At 42.0% G+C, this 22,057-nt stretch carries 17 protein-coding genes; 5 read left to right on the plus strand and 12 right to left on the minus strand.

What is annotated here, in order from left to right; all coding sequences use genetic code 11:
- The first annotated feature begins 6 nt into the window (after positions 1 to 6).
- From dnaK to rsgA, 4 genes are all read left to right on the plus strand, one after another.
- Positions 7 to 2,019 (plus strand): molecular chaperone DnaK, encoded by a 2,013-nt coding sequence (gene dnaK, locus AC4II3_RS03230; RefSeq protein ID WP_488006654.1) that lies wholly within the window; start codon positions 7 to 9, stop codon positions 2,017 to 2,019.
- 198 nt (positions 2,020 to 2,217) lie between these two features.
- Positions 2,218 to 3,345, plus strand: coding sequence for a molecular chaperone DnaJ (gene dnaJ, locus AC4II3_RS03235; RefSeq protein WP_488006656.1), 1,128 nt, complete (start codon positions 2,218 to 2,220; stop codon positions 3,343 to 3,345).
- Positions 3,342 to 3,617, plus strand: a complete 276-nt coding sequence (locus AC4II3_RS03240; protein WP_488006658.1) for a sulfurtransferase TusA family protein — start codon at positions 3,342 to 3,344, stop codon at positions 3,615 to 3,617. The genes dnaJ and AC4II3_RS03240 overlap by 4 nt, the downstream gene beginning before the upstream one ends.
- Entirely contained in the window at positions 3,610 to 4,734 is a 1,125-nt protein-coding gene (rsgA, locus tag AC4II3_RS03245; RefSeq protein ID WP_488006660.1) for a small ribosomal subunit biogenesis GTPase RsgA, read from the plus strand. Before AC4II3_RS03240 ends, rsgA begins: the two co-directional genes overlap by 8 nt.
- A gap of 73 nt (positions 4,735 to 4,807) precedes the next feature.
- On the opposite strand, the gene pheT is transcribed toward rsgA, so the two are convergent.
- Positions 4,808 to 7,252, minus strand: coding sequence for a phenylalanine--tRNA ligase subunit beta (gene pheT / locus AC4II3_RS03250; protein ID WP_488006662.1), 2,445 nt, complete (start codon positions 7,250 to 7,252; stop codon positions 4,808 to 4,810).
- A 438-nt stretch (positions 7,253 to 7,690) separates the two neighbouring features.
- Between pheT and AC4II3_RS03255 the strand changes: the two genes are divergently transcribed.
- Complete coding sequence (locus tag AC4II3_RS03255; protein WP_488006664.1) at positions 7,691 to 9,292, plus strand: protein kinase domain-containing protein; 1,602 nt, start codon at positions 7,691 to 7,693, stop codon at positions 9,290 to 9,292.
- Between the two features lie 303 nt (positions 9,293 to 9,595).
- Here the strand turns inward: AC4II3_RS03255 and AC4II3_RS03260 are convergent, their stop codons facing one another.
- The 11 genes from AC4II3_RS03260 to AC4II3_RS03310 form a co-directional block, all read right to left on the minus strand.
- Positions 9,596 to 11,395: a DUF7380 domain-containing protein gene (locus AC4II3_RS03260; RefSeq protein ID WP_488006666.1), complete on the minus strand. Its 1,800-nt coding sequence runs from the start codon at positions 11,393 to 11,395 to the stop codon at positions 9,596 to 9,598.
- A gap of 737 nt (positions 11,396 to 12,132) precedes the next feature.
- Positions 12,133 to 13,653, minus strand: a complete 1,521-nt coding sequence (locus AC4II3_RS03265) for an AAA family ATPase (protein ID WP_488006668.1) — start codon at positions 13,651 to 13,653, stop codon at positions 12,133 to 12,135.
- 149 nt (positions 13,654 to 13,802) lie between these two features.
- Positions 13,803 to 15,005, minus strand: a complete 1,203-nt coding sequence (locus tag AC4II3_RS03270; protein ID WP_488006670.1) for an SPFH domain-containing protein — start codon at positions 15,003 to 15,005, stop codon at positions 13,803 to 13,805.
- Between the two features lie 51 nt (positions 15,006 to 15,056).
- On the minus strand, positions 15,057 to 16,181 hold the full coding sequence (locus tag AC4II3_RS03275) for a hypothetical protein (protein ID WP_488029158.1): 1,125 nt from the start codon (positions 16,179 to 16,181) through the stop codon (positions 15,057 to 15,059).
- A gap of 465 nt (positions 16,182 to 16,646) precedes the next feature.
- On the minus strand, positions 16,647 to 18,158 hold the full coding sequence (locus tag AC4II3_RS03280; RefSeq protein ID WP_488006674.1) for a GMC oxidoreductase: 1,512 nt from the start codon (positions 18,156 to 18,158) through the stop codon (positions 16,647 to 16,649).
- A 188-nt stretch (positions 18,159 to 18,346) separates the two neighbouring features.
- Positions 18,347 to 18,583 (minus strand): hypothetical protein, encoded by a 237-nt coding sequence (locus AC4II3_RS03285; protein WP_488006676.1) that lies wholly within the window; start codon positions 18,581 to 18,583, stop codon positions 18,347 to 18,349.
- Between the two features lie 45 nt (positions 18,584 to 18,628).
- Entirely contained in the window at positions 18,629 to 18,997 is a 369-nt protein-coding gene (locus AC4II3_RS03290; RefSeq protein WP_488006678.1) for a hypothetical protein, read from the minus strand.
- A 116-nt stretch (positions 18,998 to 19,113) separates the two neighbouring features.
- Positions 19,114 to 19,449 (minus strand): element excision factor XisI family protein, encoded by a 336-nt coding sequence (locus AC4II3_RS03295; protein WP_488006680.1) that lies wholly within the window; start codon positions 19,447 to 19,449, stop codon positions 19,114 to 19,116.
- A 10-nt stretch (positions 19,450 to 19,459) separates the two neighbouring features.
- On the minus strand, positions 19,460 to 19,882 hold the full coding sequence (locus tag AC4II3_RS03300) for a DUF29 domain-containing protein (protein WP_488006682.1): 423 nt from the start codon (positions 19,880 to 19,882) through the stop codon (positions 19,460 to 19,462).
- Between the two features lie 123 nt (positions 19,883 to 20,005).
- The gene (locus AC4II3_RS03305; protein ID WP_488006684.1) at positions 20,006 to 21,226 is read right to left on the minus strand and encodes a DNA adenine methylase; all 1,221 of its coding nucleotides are present in this window, start codon (positions 21,224 to 21,226) and stop codon (positions 20,006 to 20,008) included.
- Positions 21,226 to 21,849, minus strand: coding sequence for a hypothetical protein (locus AC4II3_RS03310; protein WP_488006686.1), 624 nt, complete (start codon positions 21,847 to 21,849; stop codon positions 21,226 to 21,228). The genes AC4II3_RS03305 and AC4II3_RS03310 overlap by 1 nt, the downstream gene beginning before the upstream one ends.
- Positions 21,850 to 22,057 lie beyond the last annotated feature (208 nt).

The raw sequence follows: 22,057 nt of genomic DNA on the forward strand, positions 1-22,057 counted from the left end.
AACCCTATGGGAAAAGTTATTGGCATCGACCTAGGCACAACCAATAGTTGTGTTGCTGTCTTAGAAGGAGGTAAACCCATAGTCATTTCTAGCTCGGAAGGTGGGCGAACCACACCGAGTATTGTGGGATTTGGCAAGTCAGGGGAGCACCTGGTGGGTCAACTGGCCAAGCGTCAAGCAGTGACCAATGCGGAAAACAGTGTCTACAGTATCAAGCGCTTTATCGGACGTCGTTGGGATGAAACCGCTACAGAGCGTTCCCGTGTCCCCTATACCTGTGTTAAGGGTCGTGATGAGACGGTAGATGTAAAGATTCGGCATCGAGAGTATACCCCTCAGGAAATCTCGGCCATGATCTTACAAAAGCTCAAGGCTGATGCTGAAACCTTTCTTGGGGACTCAGTGACTAAAGCTGTGATCACAGTTCCTGCCTACTTTACCGATGCTCAACGGCAAGCCACCAAGGATGGGGGTACCATTGCTGGTTTGGAAGTATTGCGCATTATAAACGAACCGACTGCTGCTGCTCTTGCCTATGGTTTAGATAAGCTGGATCAAGACCAGCTTATATTGGTGTTTGACTTGGGTGGTGGTACCTTTGATGTCTCAGTTCTGCAACTGGGGAATGGGGTCTTTGAAGTAAAGGCAACTTCTGGTAACAATCACTTGGGGGGAGATGACTTCGATAATGTGATTGTCCGCTGGATGGTTCAAAACTTTAAAGCCAAAGAGGGCATCAATCTCACCGAAGACAAAATGGCTCTTCAGCGTTTGCGAGAGGCGGCGGAAAAGGCAAAAATTGAACTGTCTAGCATGGTAGCCACCCCCATCAACTTGCCCTTCATTACTGCTGATGAAACAGGACCAAAACACTTAGAGATGGAGTTGTCCCGGGCTAAGTTTGAAGAACTATCCAGGGACCTAATTAACGCAACTATAGAACCGGTAAAGCAGTCGCTCAAAGATAGTGACCTCAAGCCAGAGCACATTGACCGGATTTTGCTGGTAGGGGGTTCGACCCGTATCCCGGCGGTGCAGGATGCTATTAAAAGGTTTTTTAATGGTAAGGCTACCGATCGTTCGGTTAACCCCGATGAAGCTGTGGCATTGGGAGCAGCAATTCAGGCTGGTGTTTTGGGCGGGGAAGTAGAGGATGTCCTGCTACTGGATGTTACTCCCCTGTCCCTGGGTATAGAAACCTTAGGAGAAGTGTTCACCAAAATTATCGAGCGCAATACTACTATTCCTACCAGTAAGTCCCAGGTATTTTCCACAGCTACTGATGGACAAACCTCGGTAGAAATCCACGTATTGCAGGGGGAGCGGGCAATGGCTAGAGATAACAAAAGCCTGGGAAAATTCCTGCTCACTGGTATTCCCCCAGCTCCCCGTGGTGTCCCTCAAATTGAAGTTACCTTTGAAATCGATGTCAACGGCATTCTTAAAGTCGCTGCCAGTGATCGAGGAACTGGGAAAGAGCAAAGTATTGTGATTACCAATACGGGTGGATTAAGTCCAGCGGAAGTGGAACGGATGCGCCGTGAGGCAGAAGACTATGCTGACCAAGACCGCCGTCGCATGGAATTGGTGCAACTGAAAAACCAAGCCGATGGCTTACTATATAACTATGAATCTACTATCAAAGACCATGGGGAATTGATTAGCGCTAACCTTCAGGCTCAAGGACTAAAGGAGCAAGCAGATCAACAAAAGCAGCACCTAGACACCATAATGACAGACCCCTCAATTGAGGTCGAGGAGGTGAAAGGAGCTATTGAAACTTTGCAGAAAACTGTCTTGGAAATTGGGGGGATCATTTACGCGAGTGCCAGCCTGGGGTCAGACCCGGAATTTATGGCGTCTGACGAAACAGTTCAAGAGTCCAATTCAAACGACTCCACCCAAATAGAACCGGATGCTGTAGGAGAATTTGTGGTTGATTTTGAGGATGAAACCTTAGAAGTAAATGTTGACTACGAAGCAGTTGATTACGGCAACAGCTCCCTCAAAGATAGATAATTCAATTCGCTCCTTTGACTAGCTCAAGCCAACCTTGAGATTATGATCACATAAGCAGGTGGCAATCAGCTGATTTTTTTGATAGACAATGATATAGGATGCAGGTAATGCTGGAATGCGCTCTTTGTGCTTTTATAGCAATAACCTGAGGAATAACAATAGCCCCCACTATGTAAATGGAAGACCGATCAGCGCTCTATGGCTGACTATTATGATCTGCTTGGTGTCTCTCGTGATGCCGACAAAGATGAAATTAAACGTGCTTACCGTCGCTTGGCACGGAAGTACCACCCAGATGTTAACAAAGAACCAGGAGCTGAAGAGCGCTTTAAGGAAATTAACCGGGCTTACGAAGTCCTCTCAGAACCAGAAACTCGAGCAAGATATGACCGTTTTGGGGAAGCTGGTGTTTCCTCAGGTGCGGGAGCAGCCTACTCAGATTTTGGCGATATGGGCTTTGCTGATATTTTTGAAAGCTTCTTCAGCGGCTTTGCTGGTGGTATGGGTCAGCAGCAAACTGGTCGTCGGCGTAGTGGCCCGGTGCGTGGTGACGACCTCCGACTAGACTTGAAGCTGGCTTTCAAGGAAGCTATATTCGGTGGTGAAAAGGAAATCCGCATTCCTCACCTAGAAACTTGTAAAGTCTGTAACGGCACAGGGGCAAAGCCAGGAACTCGACCCCGCACTTGCCCAACGTGTAACGGTACAGGTCAAGTACGGCGTGCTACTCGTACCCCTTTTGGTAGTTTCACCCAAGTCTCAGTTTGTCCTACCTGTAACGGTGAAGGTCAAATCATTGAGGATAAGTGTGAAGCCTGTGGTGGTGCTGGTCGTAAACAAGAAACCAAAAAACTGAAAATCACCATTCCAGCAGGGGTGGATAATGGCACCAGGCTACGGGTTTCTAAAGAAGGGGATGCTGGATTACGTGCTGGTCCACCAGGAGACCTATACGTTTATCTATTTGTAAACGAAGACAGCCAGTTTCAGCGGGATGGCATTAACATTCTGTCTGAAATGAAAATTAGCTATTTACAAGCAATTTTAGGCTGTATTATCGAAGCAGAGACAGTAGACGGTCCAGTGGAATTAACTATTCCACCCGGTACTCAACCCAATACTGTATTAACTTTAGACAATCACGGTGTCCCTAAATTGGGCAACCCAGTCAGTCGGGGCGATCACCTAATCACGATTTTGATAGATATCCCGACTCGGATTAGCCCTGAGGAAAGGGAATTGCTAGAGAAGCTAGCGAAAATAAAGGGTGAGCGCACTGGTAAAGGTGGTATAGAAGGATTCTTGGGAGGGTTGTTTGGCTCATGAGTGGACTAGCCTCCTCCGAGATCAGTTCTAGACCTGATGATCAGCTGGATCTGCGGGGTACCCCTTGCCCGATTAACTTTGTTCGCACTAAACTCTATCTAGAAAAAATGGCTCCAGGTGCCCTATTAGAAGTGTGGCTCGACCCAGGAGAACCCATTGAACAGGTTCCTGATAGTCTGACTATGGAGGGTTACCCCATAGAGGGTGTTGAAGAACGCGATCGCTATTTTGCTCTGAAGGTGCGTCGTCCACACCAGCATCTTCATGATTGAATTAGAATACACTAATTCGTCAAACTTGTCAACCCGTTGGCTGGGTACCGTGCTGGCGGTTCAGGCAAATTTCTATCAGGTGCGTTTAGATCAGTTGAAGGTTGACAAGTTGGAGGTTGTAGGTTGTGAAGATGACCTTCAAGCAAATAACCTACAACCTTCAACCCTCTTATGTACCCGTAGAGCCCGGTTAAAAAAAATTGGCCAGCAGGTGATGGTGGGAGACCGGGTTGTAGTAGATGAACCTGACTGGGCTGGTGGACGAGGGGTGATTGCTGACGTGCTGCCCCGGACAACCCAGCTCGACCGCCCACCAATTGCCAATGCTCAGCAAATTCTGGTAGTTTTTGCTCTGGAAGAACCGACCCTGGATGCTTATCAGCTGAGTCGGTTTTTAGTGAAGGCAGAATCTACTGGTTTCAAGGTATGTTTGTGTCTGAATAAACGTGATTTAGTAACACAACAGCAACAGCAGCATTGGCAACAGCGTCTGGAAGCATGGGGTTATCAGCCAGTCTTGATCAGCGTTCATAATGGTACTTGTTTAGAACAACTGACTGACCTGTTGAGTCAGACCATCAGCGTTATGGCTGGTCTTTCCGGTGTCGGTAAATCCAGTCTAATTAATTATCTGATTCCAGCAACAAGGGTGCGGGTGGCAGAAGTGACTGGTAAACTCGGTCGAGGACGCCACACCACTCGGCACGTGGAATTATTTGAGTTGCCTAAAGGTGGTTTTTTGGCAGATACCCCCGGATTCAATCAGCCTGACTTGACTTGTTCTCCTGAGGATTTAATCCATTACTTTCCAGAAGCAAGAGAGCGTTTAGCCCAACACCGCTGTCAATTCAGTAATTGCCTACATCGGAATGAGCCAAACTGTGCTGTGCGAGGAGACTGGGAAAGGTACCAGCATTATCTGGATTTTTTAGCAGAAGTGATTGCACGGCAAGAGGCTTTGAAGCAAAAAGCTGATCTTGAATCCACTATGAAGTTAAAAATTAAAGCTTCTGGTCGGCGTCAATACGAACCTAAGCTAGAAACAAAAAAATACCGCCGTCGCTCCCGCCGTACTCAGCACCAGAACCTAGATGAACTTTATGACGAGATGAATTAAGGTTAAAGGATGAAGTATGTAAAGGATGAAGTATGAATACTTCATCCTTTAAACGTTTAACTTCAAAGCGCGTTTAACTTCTAAGGCTAACCCCAAATTTTTCCTCTAGGGCTTCTCGCACTTTCTGATGTACTGGCTCGACTTCTGCATCAGTAAGAGTGCGATCGCTAGCACGGTAGATTAGCCGAAATGCCAAACTTCTCTGTGCCTCAGGAACAGACTCCCCTTTATATTCATCAAACAATTCCACTGACTCCAACAAAGTTCCCGCAGCTTTGCGAGTTGAACGTTCGATTTCTGCCACAGAGACTTTTAGTGGGGCAAAGAAGGCAATATCCCGGTCAATGGCTGGGTAGGTGGAATAGACTTGGAACCGGGGAGTCAAAATTTCATCGCGATCAAGAGCCTCTAAAATTAGCTCCAAGTCCAAATCAAATACATAAACCTGATCGGGAAAACCTCTTTCTGAGCGTAGCTGGGGGTGCAACTGCCCAAATTTGCCTAATTTTTCACCTTGCAACCACAAGGATGCAGTGCGTCCTGGGTGAAGACGGGGATCGCTGTGGTCTGGTTGGTATTCTACTGTCAGACCGCAACGGGAAAACACTCTCTCTAGTACTCCCTTAGCCTCGTACCAGGTCATGGGTTCGGAATGCCCTCCCGTGACCCAGTTACCTTGGGTGATATTTCCCCCTAAAATCCCGGCAATAGCATCAGCTTCTGCAAAACCCTCTTCTGCTCGCCAGAAGATCCGACCAATTTCAAAACCGTTGAGTACACCATTGCCTTGCTCGATATTGTACTGACAGGCATCAATAAGCCCTGATAGTAAATCCGTGCGTAGGGATGAGTATTCTGTAAACAGGGGATTATCAAGATGAATTTGGTTCTGTTCCTCTGGCTTGACCAAGGAATACTGGACTAATTCGGTGAACCCAACTGCACGAAATTGCGATCGCAGTTTTCGCTTTAAAAATTCCTCAGCAGATAGATAACCTGGTTCACTCTTGTTTGGTAAGCTATCGCAGAAGTTGTCATAGCCGTAGAGACGGGCAATTTCCTCAATTAAATCAATTTCCCGCTCTAAATCCCGGTAGCGGTAGGGGGGTACAGTCACTTTCCATTGGGGAGAATCCTCTGATGCTATCGGTTGTAGTTGACATCCGAGGGCAGTCAGGATTCGTTCCACATCTTCTGGCAGGATTTCCCCAAGCTCCTCTGCCTGATGAACTGGTCCTAAAATCTGATTGACACGGTCAAGACGTAACTCAATGGAACGTGCCCAAGTAGAGGGGTCAGGGCGCTGGTCAGCAATACTCTGGGTTGTGGGGGTACCACCAGCTAACTCAGTAATTAATGCGATCGCTCTTTTACAAGCAATATCCAATTCTGCTTGATTGACACCACGCTCATAACGGGTAGATGATTCTGTCCGTATGCTTTGACTACGGGAAGAACGACGAACAGTCACTGGATCAAACAGTGCTGCTTCCAAAACAATACTTTGGGTGTTGTCGTTCACTTCTGTGGCTTCCCCACCCATAACCCCAGCCATCGCAACGGGTTGGTCGTTAGCTGTGATCAGTAACGCTTGTGGTTCCAGGGAACGGGTTTGACCATCAAGAGTAGTCAGGGATTCCCCACTGTTAGCAAAGCGGACACCAATGGTGAGGTTTTCGACCCCAGCAACAGCTTGCAAGCGTTCCCGGTCAAAGGCATGGAGGGGCTGACCCCATTCCAAGAGAATGTAATTAGTGACATCCACTACATTATTAATCGGTCGCACTCCAGCGGCTTCCAAGCGCTGTTGTAACCAATCGGGAGAAGGAGCAATCTTCACCCCTTCAATCACAGTGCCAATATAGGCGGGACAAGCTTTGGGTTCAGATACTTTCAAGGTCAAGGCATCGGATGTTTTTGGAATAGACACCTCAACAGTTTCTGGCAAGCTTAAGGATACCCCAGTTAAGGCCACTACTTCTCTGGCCACGCCCACCATACTTAGAGCATCCGCCCGATTAGCCGTAGACGTAACATCAAGAATGGTATCGGTTAACCCCAGTAAAGGACGAGCATCACTGCCTAGGGGTATAGTTTCTGCCTCGAAAATATGAATGCCAGCAGATTCCTTGGCCAAGCCCACTTCTGCTAGGGAACAAATCATCCCTTCTGAACGAACACCGCGCAGTTTTGAGGAGCGAATTTTCAAATCAATAGTTGGTAGGTAGGTTCCGATGGTGGCAACCGGCACGTAAATGTCTGGTCGGACATTGGAGGCACCACAAACAATATTCAATGGGTCACTGCCACCAATATCCACTTGACAGACCCGAAGCTTATTTGCATTAGGGTGAGGCTCTACCTCCAGAACCTTGCCAATGACCACGCCATCGGCCAGGGTTCCCTGGTCTTCAATATCTTCTACTTCAAACCCAGCCATAGTTAGGGTTTGAGCTAGCTCTTCTGGTGTCAGAGTTACCTCTACTAGTTCTCGCAGCCAGTTTAACGATATACGCATGGACTCCTAAATTTTTTTGCTGAACTCAGTCTATATCTCTATATAAGGTAATAAATAAGGTGCAAGTTGCCCGTTACTTCCACCAAAACATTTTTCTATTGTGATGGGCATAACCCTTTAACGCTTGACAAAAGTTCACTACCTATGGTCAATGCTAAATAAACGCTCTAAAATATAGGTAGCTTCATATACGTTTTACTTTAATCACCCTTTACTTAACTCAAAATTGTCTTTTCGACCCTTAGATGGATACAAAAAATAGGGTATCCTGGTTGAGGATCAGGTTTCACCGGAATAGTTGTCTAACTAAGGGGGTAGTAACAGGCATTTTGCAGAAAATAAAGAAAAGTAAAAGACTATAAATAATCTTTGCTGCTCAGGTGCTCCGAGCAAAAGTTTTAGTTCCAGTATGGGCATGCGCAACATCAGTAAGGCTGAATGAGCTACTGTCTAAATCCTACCTGCACTCAGGCAAAAAACCCACCACACGCCGACTTTTGTCAGGCGTGCAGTTCTAAATTATTATTACTTGACCGCTATCGTGTGATCAAACCACTCGGTCAAGGCGGATTTGGAGCAACTTTCTTAGCAACAGATCAATCGTTGCCTGGTAAGCCGACCTGTGTAATCAAACAACTCCGCCCAAGCGCGACAGCCTCAGAGATTTCACCGATGGCAAGGGATCTGTTTGAGCGAGAAGCCCGAACCTTGGGAGAAATTGGGAATCATCCCCAATTACCACGGTTATTAGATTACTTTGAAGACAATCAGCAGTTTTATCTGGTTCAGGAATACATTAGCGGTTTGACACTGCAACAGCAAGTCAGACGCTCTGGTTCCTTCTCGGAAGAAGGAGTTAAACAATTTCTCAGTGAAATTCTACCACTCCTGCAATATATTCATCAGAAAAAAGTAATTCACCGGGACATTAAACCAGCCAATATAATTCGTCGTGAGCAAGACCGAAAACTGGTATTGATTGATTTTGGTGCTGTGAAAAACCGCCAAACCAATCCCTCCAACTCCTCAGACACAGTATTGACGAACTATGCCATTGGAACTCCAGGCTTTGCTCCTCCTGAGCAAATGGCATTGCGACCTGTTTATGCTAGCGATATCTATGCAGTGGGGGTTACTTGCCTTTATTTGTTGACGGGTAAATCTCCCAAAGACCTCGATTATAATCCTTCTACTGGAGAAATAGTCTGGCAGACTTTTGTCAGCGTTAGTGACCACTTTGCTAAGGTTTTAAGAAAAATGCTGGAGTCTTCTGTCCGTTATCGCTATCAGTGCTCAGAAGACATCCTTAGAGCTCTTGACCTAGAGCCATATCTGGAGAGTTTAAACAAAAGTTTAGTGTCAAAACCCCTTGATGACGTTAATTCTCACTTCAACTCCGGGGATTTGGCTCCTGGGAATGGTTATTCATCCCCGTCCTCAGCTCAATCGAGAAGAATGGCAGAGAGAATTAGAGAATTCCGGGAGCGTCGGGGATGGAGCAATGGTCGAAGATCAGAACCTAGAAACGGTGGAGGTTTTACCAGTTACAGGGATTCTACAACTGTGAGCGGTAGTAGGAGTACTACTACAGGCAAGTCGAAGGGTAATGCCAAATGGGATGCGGAAACGTTATTAAAAGCTTACTGCTCTGGCAGGAAAGATTTTGCTGCTAAAGATTTGAGGGGACTTAACCTTAATAATGCCAAGTTATCTGGGATAATTTTCCGCCAGGGAAAACTATTAAATATTAGTTTGAAGGGAGCGGATTTATCCAATGCTAATTTTGGTGAAGCGAACCTCCATCAAGCAGACTTACGTAATGCCAATTTGGGTCGAGCTTACCTGAACAAGGCTAATTTGGCAGGAGCAGACTTGCGTGGGGCAAATCTTAGTTATGCTCATCTAGAAAATGCTAATCTGCGGGGAGCAAACTTCTGTGGAGCCAATCTTTCTAATGCTAAAGTTACTAAGGAACAGTTGGCCCAAGCTAAGACTAATTGGACAACAGTACTTCCTACTGGGAAGCGGGGGTTTTGGTAATATAACGAAGGGAGTAGGGAGTAGGGAGTAGGGAGTAGGGAATCGGGAATCGGGAATCGGGAATCGGGAATCGGGGGAAAGAGATGGGATTATTTTTTGGTGTTATGAGAAATCCGCAATCGCAATTTTAATAATAAATTGTCTAGCTTACGGTCGAGTGCAGTGATTGGTTAAACTGTTTTGGTGGTTCAGTAGCGGTCATAAGTTATTTTAGTACATTTGTTATGGGAATTTGACATGCTCCCAACACACCCTAAAAAATTAGCGATTGGCCGTAGGCCACGCTACGCGAACGCACTAATCTTAGATTGCATCAGTACTTGTGTTTGATTGCTCAACTTGTTGCTGATGTATCAAGATAGGCAAGCAACAAAGCCTCAATGTAAGGCACCAGAGATATGACATCAATGGACTCCTAAACTCACCATCCCGAATCAAACCATGAGCCATACGATTTCTTAAGTTACTACCAGCATGTTCAACCAGTAAACATTTCAATTCAAATAGCATAGTTTCATAAAAAATAGAGGTTATCTCTGGATGATAAAGAATAGAGTTCAAATTATGTTCATTCTGAATACCGTTGTCGTCCAACCCAGAAGTAATGATGCCTCTTTGGCGCAGGATATAACGGATAGAGTTTTCAATTTGGGGAATTAGGATGTGGGTAGATGTGAAAAAGTCTCCAGTAAGTCCAGCATACAGCCCCTTTGCAAACAGGTATTCACGCTCAGGGGGAATAAATGGACTATTGGAAACAATGAAGAGAATATCGTCTAGTCGAACACAATGCTCTAAATTAATCTGATCTCTGGCAGGTTCAATATATGCTTGAGCTTGTAGCTTATAATATTCAATGGCTTTCTGGCACATATAAAAATGGGTTGCACGCTCCGCTTCTTCAGGATCACTGGAGAGAACAGAACCTGGTTGAATAGCAACAGTTTTGCCCATTTCATTTATGATGACATTAGGGACAAGATGAATTCCTAAAGAGTTATCAGCGTCCTGCTGTACTTCTTGTCTCAATTTAGAGACATGAGTTGGAACAGCTAAAACAGACAAAGCGAAGAGTGCCTCTTGAAGGTTTTTGCCCCTAACCCAATTTCTGGCTTCCTCTACGACCTTGCTAATATCCATTTTATGAGAAATGGTCATCATCTCGTTGCGACTTTCTTCTTGGTACTGAAGAAGCCGCTTGTGAAGTTCCTCGGCTCTTGCTTTTGTGCCTGGAATCTTTCTAAAGGCTTCAACAGCTTGTAACAAATATGATGCGACTATAGCGGCGTCGCTTGGTGGAGTTGTTTTGAGAGCTGACTCGGCTTCCTCTACATAAGTCTCAGCGGCTGACATTGAAGCAGCAAGCTTTTCGCTCTTGTTTTTCTCCATACGATGCAATTTTGCTTTAATCTCCCAGAATTTTCTTGCTATTGGCCAATTAGAGCTTGATTCTGCTAAAGTTGCTGCTTTTTCAGCAAGAGCTGCATATTTGACTGCTTCTTCACATTTATGTTCCTCCAATAGCTCCATTAACTTTAGAGATAGCCCCCAAAGTTTTTCCCCTTGATAGCGATCAAGAACTTCTTCTATATGGGCAAAAACAACTTCGTATTGATGGTTAATTTTCCGTGCCAACCGAAATGCTCGTTCTATTCTGTCACAACAATCAGTCCAATGCTCAGGGTTTTCTAAGGTAGTTGCTGATTTTAAGTAAGCAGGAATTGACAACTGAGCCATTCGATATCTATCTCGTTTATTTCCTATGAGCCAGAGAAAATCTGCTACTCGTGCTTGAAGTTCAGGATCTGATATTTCAGGTGCGATTTCAGCAAGAAAATTTAACTGCTCGTCTGTCATATCCTTAAAAACCTCAGCAAAAAACTCTTGTTTTGATTGTGGATTAATTTCAGCCATAGTCACGGTTGCCAGAATTTCAAAAACAGCTTTTTCTCTGAAATTTACTAATTCTTGCGCCTCCTTTGCTTTTTTATCAAAAGCAATACAATAGGTCATACAATCCTTACTTTCGCTGCTTTTCACTACATCTTCCCAGCAAGTGTTAGTAAAGTCATGTTTGGTAAGAGGTGGGTTCAGTCCTGACATAGTCCTAATTCATTCTTTTATTTTATACTGTGCCAAATTTTTCTTAAATTAACTTAAGTATAAACACTAGAAAATAAATAAAAAAATTAAACCACTAGTAACTTAAGCCATAGACTTACTAATGATTCTAATAAAAATGTTCGATACTACTATATCAGGATGATAACGGTTACCTTATAGAGCTATTGATGAAGTTTCAACTAAAAATCATAATTTATTCTCTATTTACCAGACCTTCGGTTGTCGATAACATCCTTAAAAAAATGTTGACTATTCTCTCTATCAGTTAACTCTTTATAGTTTACTAATATTTCGGAAATTATTTGCTCATTATTTTTCCTAACCTCAGGAGGTATCAAGTCGGCCATTGTTGTTATGATTTCCTGAGGAGATTACGGATAAAACAAGGATTAGGGCTGGTGTGGAATTCCATGGGATTAGCCCGAAGGGCTACGCTACGCGATGAAGCAAAGCTTCCGCTAAAAGCGATCGCATATAGCCTAATCCGGGATATATTCTTTTTTTTCAAGTTATCTTACTATACTATAGTATTTGGAGCTGGGTTGTAAATACACTTCTTGGGGCAAGAGGCAAGAGGCCAGAGGCCAGAGGCAAGAGGCAAGAGGATTAAAGAGATAGGATTATTTTTTGGTATTATGATAAAGCCGCCTTGAGTTTTATGATCTATTTGGAAATTAGATAAATTACATTAACTTACCCTGGTAGGTGATCAGGGATTATTTTTTTTTACTTCCTGGCTTGACTTTCTTAATCTCACTTGCTGGCTTAACATTCATCTTAGATAAAGACTTTCTGATTTTATCTATTTTATCTTTGAGGGATTCTGAAAGACATTTGGTGGTTTTAATGACAGCAAGCAAATCATCTGTTGTCACTGTATCTTTTTCTGGATCAAGAAAAACATTTTCTATGGTTTCTTTAACAACAGCTTCAATGTCAGCACCACTATAACCATCGGTTTCTTTTAGCAAGCTAATTATATCAATCATCCTATTCCATTTATTTCTCCTTTTTAGATGGATTTCAAATATTTTTTTGCGCTCATCCCCATTAGGAAAATCTACAAAGAACAGTTCATCAAATCTTCCTTTTCTGAGAAATTCAGCCGGAAGTTTGGAAATATCATTAGAGGTAGCCACAATGAAGACAGTGTTTTCTTTCTCTTGAATCCAAGTTAAAATATTACCAAATAATCTGGTGGTGATATCACTTGCGCCTCCACTTTCGCCAATGCCAGCAAAGGCTTTTTCAATTTCATCTATCCATAAAATACAAGGACTAACCGCCTCAGCTCTTCTAATTGCCCGACTTAAGTTTTCTTCACTCTCTCCGACATACTTACCAAATAGTTTACCAATATCTAGCCGCAGTAGAGGAACTTCAAACAGATGAGAAGTAGCTTTGGCGACTAAACTTTTGCCACACCCAGGCATCCCAATTAGCATCATACCTTTAGGTATGTCCACTCCAAATTTGATAGCTTGGTCGAGATTTTTGAATATGTTAGCTTTTTTAGTCAGCCAGGACTTGAGATTATCAAGCCCTCCAACATCATCTAGTGTTTCTTTGAAATTAAGAATTTCAAGGGTGCCAGATTTTTTGATAATTTGTTCTTTTTCTTGGATGATTAGGTGCTTATCATTTTTGTCTATACAGCCACCCTGTTGATAGGATAGGTTTAATATCTGGATAATTTCAAATTTACTTAATCCTTTAAAGGATAAGGATAATTCTTCAATGACATTGTCAGTCATCTCAAATTGTAAATCCTGCAAAAATTGTTTAATTATTCCTCTAATTTGATTAAGATTGGGAATAGGGACATCAAAGACCGTAATAAATTTATCAAGTTCAGGCGGAATGATTAATTGACTAGCAACAATAAAACTAGTGGTATAAAAATTATCCTTGTATAGGGTTTTGAGGGCAATTGATTTGAGCAGAGCAATGACTTTGGGATTATCTAAATAAAAGTGAATATCCTTGAGTACCAGAAAACTCTCTCCACTTTCATTATTATCAAAAGCTGACAAGAATGTTTCTAAGTCAAAGTTAGACTTAGAATTTTTGGTATCAAAATCAACATGACCCCCAGCATCATTATATTCATAAATTTCAGCTGTTGTAGCAATCTCCTTAATCAGCAAATCAATAGCATGAAAATCAAAATGATTGATATAAATGATTGGTCTTAAGGAATCAACATAGGAGGCGAGTTTATGACTTGTATTGTTCATGATAATTGTTAATCGGGAATCGGGAATCGGGAATCGGGAATCGGGAATCGGGAGTGGGGAAGAAAGGTAAGCATTCAGTAAGCTATCACTCACAAGCTGACGGCTGAAAGTTTACAGCTGACAGCTAACATGAGAAATGCTATATAATCTCAAACTTCTAAATAACCAATTACATGGTCAGGATTTCTACTCTTGTAATCTATCCCATCTAGAATGACAAATTTACCATTAACATCATCGGCTGATAACTCTTCACCATGTTTACCAGAGTTTCTTACATAATTTCCATCGTTCATACCTAAAATCATAAAACGCTTACCCTTGGGTTCAATATCTTTCCAAAACTCTTTTGTCTCCCCTTTAAATATTTTTAGATGATTCCTGACTAAATAAAACATTTTATGAATGGCAAATTCTTTTTCTGAAAGTACCAAATTTTGTTCTGAAGGAAATATAATGTATTCCACATAATCATTAGAACTATTAGAAGAAAACATTAAACCATTCATAATTTTTCCCACAGCATCTTCTTTTTTAAATTGATGGGACCTCAAACTTGGTTCTGAATGAGATACCATCACATCATCTCTATGAGTTAAATCCAGAATTAAACACTTTTTTTCTGGAGTAAGAAGTTTCTGCCACTTACGATTAGTGTCGGCTTTATGCTGAATAGATTTTATACTAAGTATATCAGGATGTTTTAAAAATCCTTCAGATAACATTTTGGCTGTATTAGGATTAATTTTATTTGTCAAGTTTTCTATTCTTTCAGCCATCATGTCAGACCCTAACACTAATCTTCTCAAAGTGGGATTCATGAATGATACAAAAAGAGATAAGGGTACTTTTTCAAAAAATTCATCATACAAGGATGGTAAGTGAAACTTAAATATCCAGAAATAGTTTTTAGCAATTTGTGCTACACTACTTTTAATCAACGCAATATTATCGGGCTCCTCTAACATCCCTGTCAATACTCTATAGTAACCCTGGTGATAATCCTTAATAATGGCTTTGCGATTAACATTGTTCTTAGCATAATCATTTACCTTGTTCTGGAATTCTTCATGGAATTGGATACTATACAACGATTCCTCTAGTTTAATTCCTTCAATTTCCATCTCAAAAATTTTAACTAGTTCCTTGCTAATCTCTAGGTCACTTTCGCCTGAGATATCCTTTATTTTTGATAAGGTATCTGTAAATCCCCTAACAGCAAGCCACTTTTGTAATAGACCACTTTTGTAATATCTCAAGATATCATCGATATTAAAATTTTCCCTAACACCATCTAAATCTCTGACTGGAGTATTATCCAAAATAAGACTAAACTTAATTGTCTTTGCCATCTGTCTTAACCTCAATAATTTAATTCAATAATTTCATTTTGCTGTCAAGGGCTACCAATTCAATGGATTTAATTTACTTTTAGCAAAGGCTTTCCCAAAAGATTTTGCTCCTGCCCAGGCTTTTTTTACTGTTTTGCTTATTGTTTCTTTCCCAAACTTGGCTACTTTTTGGACACCAGTGGCAATAGTTGGAGCAATTTGTTTTCCGGCAATTTTACCTGTAAAGCTTCCTAGCATTCCTCCAACTGCTGTCCCAATTGGTCCAAATACAGTTCCAACAGTAGCTCCGATAGTTGTACCGGATAACCAACTGACAGCCTTGGTGTTTAGACTCACTAAGGTACAGGTAGCTGCAACTTGTCTATCATATAAATCTTCTACAGCCTGAATCAGTGTAATCTCACCTTTGCCAAGTTTAAAGCCGATTTGGGGAAGCGTAAGTCCCATATCAATCATGGCAGCAATTTCGGCTATATCTACTTCATCAAGTATGCCTAAGTGACCCTCTTCTTTAGCAACTACTGTGCCTAAAGTAACTAGTTGTTTGAAGGTATTATCGACCTGACCAAGGTATTGATTGAAATAATTCTCAGCAACGTCCAGAAAAGAAAAATTATTAAATAAATCTAGATTTAAAGGGTCTGAAAGCATATCAAACGGCTGAGCCATGGAAATTGAAGATAGCATGGTGTTGTTCTGAACATCATCTAATACTTGTTGTTCCATCACTTTAGGATTATTGATGCCTTCAACTTCAATTTGCTTCGGAGGAGTATATACGCTCGTTTGTTCACCAGACAATGACGCTAATTGCTGATTATTAGCTAAAACTAAGGCTTCGTGAAGCTCTTGAACAATTTTACGTCTTTTTTCTACACTTTCTCTATCGGTGATTTCTTCAAGGGTAGATTCAAGCCAATTTACTTTTGATTTCCCTTGTTCTTGAGCAGTGATTAAGCGTTGATGATAACTATCAATCATGTCGATAGTATCTAACGCATTCTTGAGATCAGTAAGGGTTTTGGTTTTGTCTTTTATTCCTTGACGCTTGTCGATAACATGCTTACAAAAATGTTGAATATTATCTCGATCACGATACTCTTGATAGTTGGCTAAGATTTCGGAAATTATTTGTTCAGTATTTTTTCTACCCTGAAGAAGGATAAAGTCGCTCATTGTTGTCATCACTTACTGAGGATATTACTGATAACACAAGGATTAGGGCTGGTGTGGAATTCCATGCGATTAGCCCGAAGGGCTACGCTACGCGATCGCATATACCCTAATCCGAGATATATTTTTTTTTGAGAATTATCTTAATATAGTAGCAAGTTAAGAGCTAATTTGTAAAGTCAATACTAAGAAGTCTGAAAGCGTTGCTATGATTGTCTTCTGGCTATTAAATAATTCACATGTACTATATTAGTGTAATCCTTATCCTACAAGGATTACAGCGAGTTTACAAATCAGCTCTAACTGGGATCAAGTCTTAGATTTTGACGTATAGTTATAATAATTAATATCGCGCTTTGGCAATCGAAACCCATTTGCTGTTTTACCCGGTGGTGCGTTACGGGCAGCAACCTAAAACTGGGGAGTGTGAAAATGATGGCAAGCCCGCCCCTGAAGCACCACTAGCACTTACCCAAACCGTTCAATCAGATGATCCCCCACCCGTAGACCATTAGCAATAATGGTTAAAGCTGGGCTGACACTGGCATTGGATGGAAAGAAACTGCCATCGACTACGTAAAGATTGTCCACATCATGAGTGCGGCAGTTGCGATCGAGCACTGAAGTAGCAGGATCGTCCCCAAAACGGCAGGTGCCACACTGGTTTGCCATTACTTGAATCGGTACTTCCCCACGGGGATATATTTTCCCGCTCTGAAAACTATCCAGCCGTTTTTCAATGGTTTTTAGCACCTCAGTCAAGCGATAAACTAGGCGATCGTGGGCTTCGATATTATTGGGAGTGTAGTCAATATACAACTTGTTTCCATCAATTCGTACTCGATTATTGGGATCCGGTAAATCCTCGGTCTGCACCCACCAGCCAATGGAACGAGTAGCTAACTGCTTTAGTCCAAATCCTGGCATAAATTTTGCCAGAACTGATAACAGTGGTGGTGCTTCAGCAAAAATAATATCTGTCAGCAATCCACCGGAATTTTGAATGTGACCCATTGGGTAAGGAAAATCGGGATCACCCCAATAAAAATCATTGAGATAAATACTTCTTTGAAAAGCACCTGAATTGGGCTTAGTGCTCAGTTGCACTACAGCAGTCATTAGGCTTTTCATCAAATTCTGTCCCACTTGCCCCGAACTGTTGGCAAGTCCTTGGGGGTGTCGATCATTGGCAGAGTGTAATAGCAATGCTGCTGAATTCACGGCACCACAAGCAACCACTACAATCTCCCCCATAAACAAGTAGGATTGTCCGGCAATTTCGGCTTCGACCCCTTTGACTGCTAAACCTGAGGGATTAGTGTGCAAACAGACCACTTTCGCATTGGTTTTTAAGGTCACGTTCGGATGTTTCAAGGCTGGCACAATTCCGCTGACCTCGGAATCATTGGTTGGGTCGTCGTCTTGGCGCGTCAGTCCTAACGGTAGGTAAGATGGATGTAGACCTTGTTGAGCGATCGCATTGTAAATTTCCGCAATTTGAGGCTCTTGGGGGATTGCTTCAAAGGGATAGTCTTGACTATGAAATGGCTCGGTGGGATCGCTGGTTGCCTGACCGTGAACCTTATAAAGCTGTTCCGCTTCCGTGTAGTAGGGTTCAAAGTCCGAATATTTCAAACACCACTCCGGCGATACTCCCTGTTGATGTTGCACTTTCTCAAAATCCCGCTCCCGCAGTCGTAGCAATGCTGCACCATAGATTTTAGTATTGCCACCGATAGCGTAATTCATTTGGGGGAAAAACGGTTCTTCAGCAGTGTCATACCAGATTTCAGGAGCATGATAGCGTTCTCGCTTAAAAATATCGACATTACTGCGATTTTGTTCTTCTAGAGGCATAAAATCCCCTCGTTCTAGGATGAGAATTTTCTTCCCAGTTGGCGCAAGTTTATAGGCTAAGGTTCCACCGCCAGCCCCTGTGCCGATAATAATAAAGTCGTAATATTGGTCGTCGATAATCATAGTAAAAGTCCGAAGTTTGAAGTGGGAAGTCGGAAGTTACAGGAGTTCAGGATTTACAGGATTTTAGGAGCTTAAAATTATTAACTTATGCTATATTAATCTTAATAAAAAATTTTCGATTTTACGATCAGGTGTAGCGATTGGTTATATTTTTTTGGTGGTAGAGATACTGCTTTGATATTGATTGGTCATAGCTTATCTTCTTGATCAAGACTTGCCGCATAATCGCTCATTCCCACTTCAGCAAGAGCGCGGTCTTCCTCAACAAACTCATGAGCAAGGGCTTTTAACTGAGCAGGATCAAGAACAATCCGACGACGTTTATCTTGAAATTTAAGAAATGCAATAAAATCAGCGACTTGCTGAAGTTGTTCAGCAGTAAGTAGATCCAGGTCTTGCTTGATAGCTTCGGTGCTGATTGACATAAATGCTTACCTCATAAATACGATAAACGCTATCGACAAGTTTAGCTAGGCACAAGGCTCAATTGTCCAATCTGTAGATTTCTCACTTCTATAACAGGACTGTTGACGACCTGCTTCCTTTAAATTCCATTTACCGGTAGATTGATCGAATTGAAACTCAAGTCGATAACGCTTGCCCCTAATTTGGTCATCAGGTAGATTCATCTGGGTCAGAATCACGATTTTTTCAAAAGCTTGCTGATCAATCACCTTTATTTCTTCAGTAAACTCGTTCTCTACCGTTTCTTTGTTACCAAATAAGTCTAATGCGATCGCTTTCGGATCATCTCCTATTCCCTTACCTTTGATTTCAGCTAGATTCAAGGGTTGATAACGAGATTTTTCTAACGCATCATCAGAGGGATTACAACCCATTATGATGAAGCTAATAGTCAACCCTACTCCTATAAGCGGTAACCTGTATTTTCTATCCATGGTCATTTAAACTTAAATTTGTTATAGCCTTGATTTTATCAAACACGAATCAATTTTTAATTGACGGCAAATTCAGTTTGCTGACGCATTTCGGGAGGATAGAAAGCTAAAACAATATTTTCTTTCTTGATGCCAGCATTAATTAAATCAGTAGTGATACCCGTTTCTATTCCATCATATTCAATATAAATTTTAGTATTTTTTAGAGTAATATATATTAGGTTTCCTCTGATTCTTTTTCCCTGTGACCATCCTACCTGCATTAATCCATAGTGCTCTCGTGTTTCGTCAAAAATGGGATCAAGTCGGATGTCTCCATGAGAGGGACGAAATTGAGTGTATTTTAAAATAACTTGTTTGATTATTTCTCGATAGGTCGTTTGGGTATCCATGGTTTTACATCTAGTTTGGAGGAAACCAATCGGATTGGATTTGCTCAGGGGAATAGGGACAGTTGTCAGGAAAGTCCCAATCGGAAATTCCGGTTTCATTGGCAGCATCGGCTCTCGCATCACCATAAACCTTTGATAAATCTGCCCAGTATCGCTTTAAACTAGGAGTATCTCTGAGATAGCGTTTAAGGTTATTGCGCTCTCGTTTAATGGTGATTTCCCAAGACCTAGACCGTTTTTCAGGTTGATATTCCCATTTCAACAGATGTTGAATCGTTAAACGAATAGAAGATAAAAAGCGGTCTCGCTCTCGTTTACTCAAGTCTTGAATCTCTTCTAGGAGATTAACCCAGTCTACTTCACTATATCGTTGTTCTTTGATCAGAGAAACTTGTTGTTCAACCCATTGGATGATGTCAGTTTTATAGAGCATTTTTTTATTGGAAATATCACTAAACGTGACGAAAGCGTTACCTGGTTGGGTTACGCTCCTGCTCACCCAACCTAAGAATAACCCTAGTGCCAGATGTAACAGGATAATGAACTTTTTTTTATTTTACTTCCATGTGGCATAAACGCAGTATTCAAACAGTTCCTTCTTACTGTTACGTTTCCTTATCGCCTTGCTACCCACGTTTGTGAACCCAAGGTAATTTAGCGAATCTTCAAGTAGTTTTTCCGTGTGTACCTGCACACCGTAGAAACTAGAATTGCCCACAATATACGACAGTAAAGCACCTTTATTCAGTATACTTTTTAGATTATGAAAATGTAAGTGCATATCATGAAAATACTTATAGACATAATTGGCCATCAACAAGGTATTCTTTTCTTCAGTCTCAAGGATTTCGGAAACTACTAGCCTTATAAGTTCCGGCAATTCAATACTGTTTGATTGCCAGTTCTGAAGTCTGCTGGTAGCAATTCCCCATGTTCCTCCGATCGCTTTCCAATCAAGTTCACCAGCTTCACGGGCAGTATCAAGAAATTTTGTCCAGTACATATAAGGACGAAGTTCCCTAATATAGCTGATCCGGTTTGGGTAAGGTGGGGAGGTAACAACGTGGGAATACTTCACTTCTTGAATAGAAACAGGTTCCCGTGAATCTACGGAGTGAACCGATGCGGAACCGGAAAGTGCTTCACTGGCATTCTCAACGATCGCATCCAAGATTTCTAAATACAGAGATTCAATCTGTTCTACCTCAAAGATTGTCACTTCATCGTTAAATGACATGGACACATGATTGAATGCTGCGGAAGATGTTTCAATAACCAACCGGCAAAAAGAAATCCATGCCAGAGAAGAAACATTGTTGTCTTTCGGTTCGCCAAACTCGTTAACAAGCACCTGACGAAGTGCAGCTAGAATTTTTAATGTATCTACGGACCACCACCTTGTAATGTTATGTATTTTTGGCAACCAGTTATCTTTATTAAGATAATATTTGGATTCTATCAGCGCTTTGTTAACCCCTATTTGTAGCTTTTTAAGTTCCGTTTTTGTGTAGTTACGGCATTTAGCATTACCTAACCATATCAAGAAGGGGTTTATATCAAAACAGTGTGAATAAAAACCATGTTCAGCCGCCACAATACCAGTTGTTGCTGTTCCTGAAAACGGGTCAAGGATGAAAGCATTTTCAGGGATGTTATCAATAATTTCTTCTACTAGCTTAACGGAATAAGCGGGGGTTAGCCGCAACCATCCATGTCTACCAAGTTTCTTGTTGTATTTGAAGGTGTAATCCGAACGTTGCTTAACCGTCATATCCATTACTCAGCCCTCAATAACGTTTCCAGGACATCATGGATTTCTTGTTTAATCTCTGTGCTATTACGGTTGAAAAAGTCTGCTAAGTCATACCCAATAACCTGGTCACAGAAGGCATACAGAGACTCTTTATTGTTGCTATTCGTTGTACCAATAAGAATACCGCAACGGTTATTCCGGTATCTCAGTACAATGTCAGAATCAATCTGTGAAGAAAAGATTGCGAATACAGGAAGATAATCGTTTGCCCATGCTACTACAGCATTATCAATGTCGGCATTCTGACGCTTGGAGTCTTTGCTTTTGTAACCCTGACGCACTTCAAAAACGATCCCGTTAGTGGGTTCCGTAACTTCACCTAAGTCAGAACAGTAGTCTTTAATCCATTGCTTGACGTTGTTGAGAATCATTTGATTCTTAACTTCAGAAAGTTCAAGTCTGCCGTCAAGGGATAGCTTTTTATCTTTCCCAGAGCGAGTCTTTGCTGTGTAGGACCAGGTTGCATAAACGGGGTCTGTGTAACCAGTTGTATCTACCAAAACTGCACGGAATAGACGTTCACACCCAATGCCGATTTGCCGATATACGGAAGTCATTCCACCTGCTGCACGATGTGCAGCGTACATCAGCTCGGTGTCAAGACCTACCCATGCGTAGAAAGGGTCTGAACCGTAAAGCGTCTTGAATCCACTCAGGGATAGCCCCTTATCGCTGTTACCCTGCCCGAACTTGGGTCTGTAGGTCTTGCACTTCTTGATAGGTGCAAGGAAAGTCTTTAGATATTCCGTTTCTCTGTTATTCACCATAAATTGGGGTTGGTAAGGGGGAAACTGG

This window comes from Moorena sp., assembly GCF_982860115.1.

Coding starts and splice junctions, on each gene's coding strand:
- dnaK (WP_488006654.1), top strand. CDS start 7: ATGGGAAAAGTTATTGGCATCGACCTAGGCACAACCAATAGTTGTGTT.
- dnaJ (WP_488006656.1), top strand. CDS start 2,218: ATGGCTGACTATTATGATCTGCTTGGTGTCTCTCGTGATGCCGACAAA.
- AC4II3_RS03240 (WP_488006658.1), top strand. CDS start 3,342: ATGAGTGGACTAGCCTCCTCCGAGATCAGTTCTAGACCTGATGATCAG.
- rsgA (WP_488006660.1), top strand. CDS start 3,610: ATGATTGAATTAGAATACACTAATTCGTCAAACTTGTCAACCCGTTGG.
- pheT (WP_488006662.1), bottom strand. CDS start 7,252: ATGCGTATATCGTTAAACTGGCTGCGAGAACTAGTAGAGGTAACTCTG.
- AC4II3_RS03255 (WP_488006664.1), top strand. CDS start 7,691: ATGAGCTACTGTCTAAATCCTACCTGCACTCAGGCAAAAAACCCACCA.
- AC4II3_RS03260 (WP_488006666.1), bottom strand. CDS start 11,395: ATGTCAGGACTGAACCCACCTCTTACCAAACATGACTTTACTAACACT.
- AC4II3_RS03265 (WP_488006668.1), bottom strand. CDS start 13,653: ATGAACAATACAAGTCATAAACTCGCCTCCTATGTTGATTCCTTAAGA.
- AC4II3_RS03270 (WP_488006670.1), bottom strand. CDS start 15,005: ATGGCAAAGACAATTAAGTTTAGTCTTATTTTGGATAATACTCCAGTC.
- AC4II3_RS03275 (WP_488029158.1), bottom strand. CDS start 16,181: ATGAGCGACTTTATCCTTCTTCAGGGTAGAAAAAATACTGAACAAATA.
- AC4II3_RS03280 (WP_488006674.1), bottom strand. CDS start 18,158: ATGATTATCGACGACCAATATTACGACTTTATTATTATCGGCACAGGG.
- AC4II3_RS03285 (WP_488006676.1), bottom strand. CDS start 18,583: ATGTCAATCAGCACCGAAGCTATCAAGCAAGACCTGGATCTACTTACT.
- AC4II3_RS03290 (WP_488006678.1), bottom strand. CDS start 18,997: ATGGGTTGTAATCCCTCTGATGATGCGTTAGAAAAATCTCGTTATCAA.
- AC4II3_RS03295 (WP_488006680.1), bottom strand. CDS start 19,449: ATGGATACCCAAACGACCTATCGAGAAATAATCAAACAAGTTATTTTA.
- AC4II3_RS03300 (WP_488006682.1), bottom strand. CDS start 19,882: ATGCTCTATAAAACTGACATCATCCAATGGGTTGAACAACAAGTTTCT.
- AC4II3_RS03305 (WP_488006684.1), bottom strand. CDS start 21,226: ATGGATATGACGGTTAAGCAACGTTCGGATTACACCTTCAAATACAAC.
- AC4II3_RS03310 (WP_488006686.1), bottom strand. CDS start 21,849: ATGTACGCTGCACATCGTGCAGCAGGTGGAATGACTTCCGTATATCGG.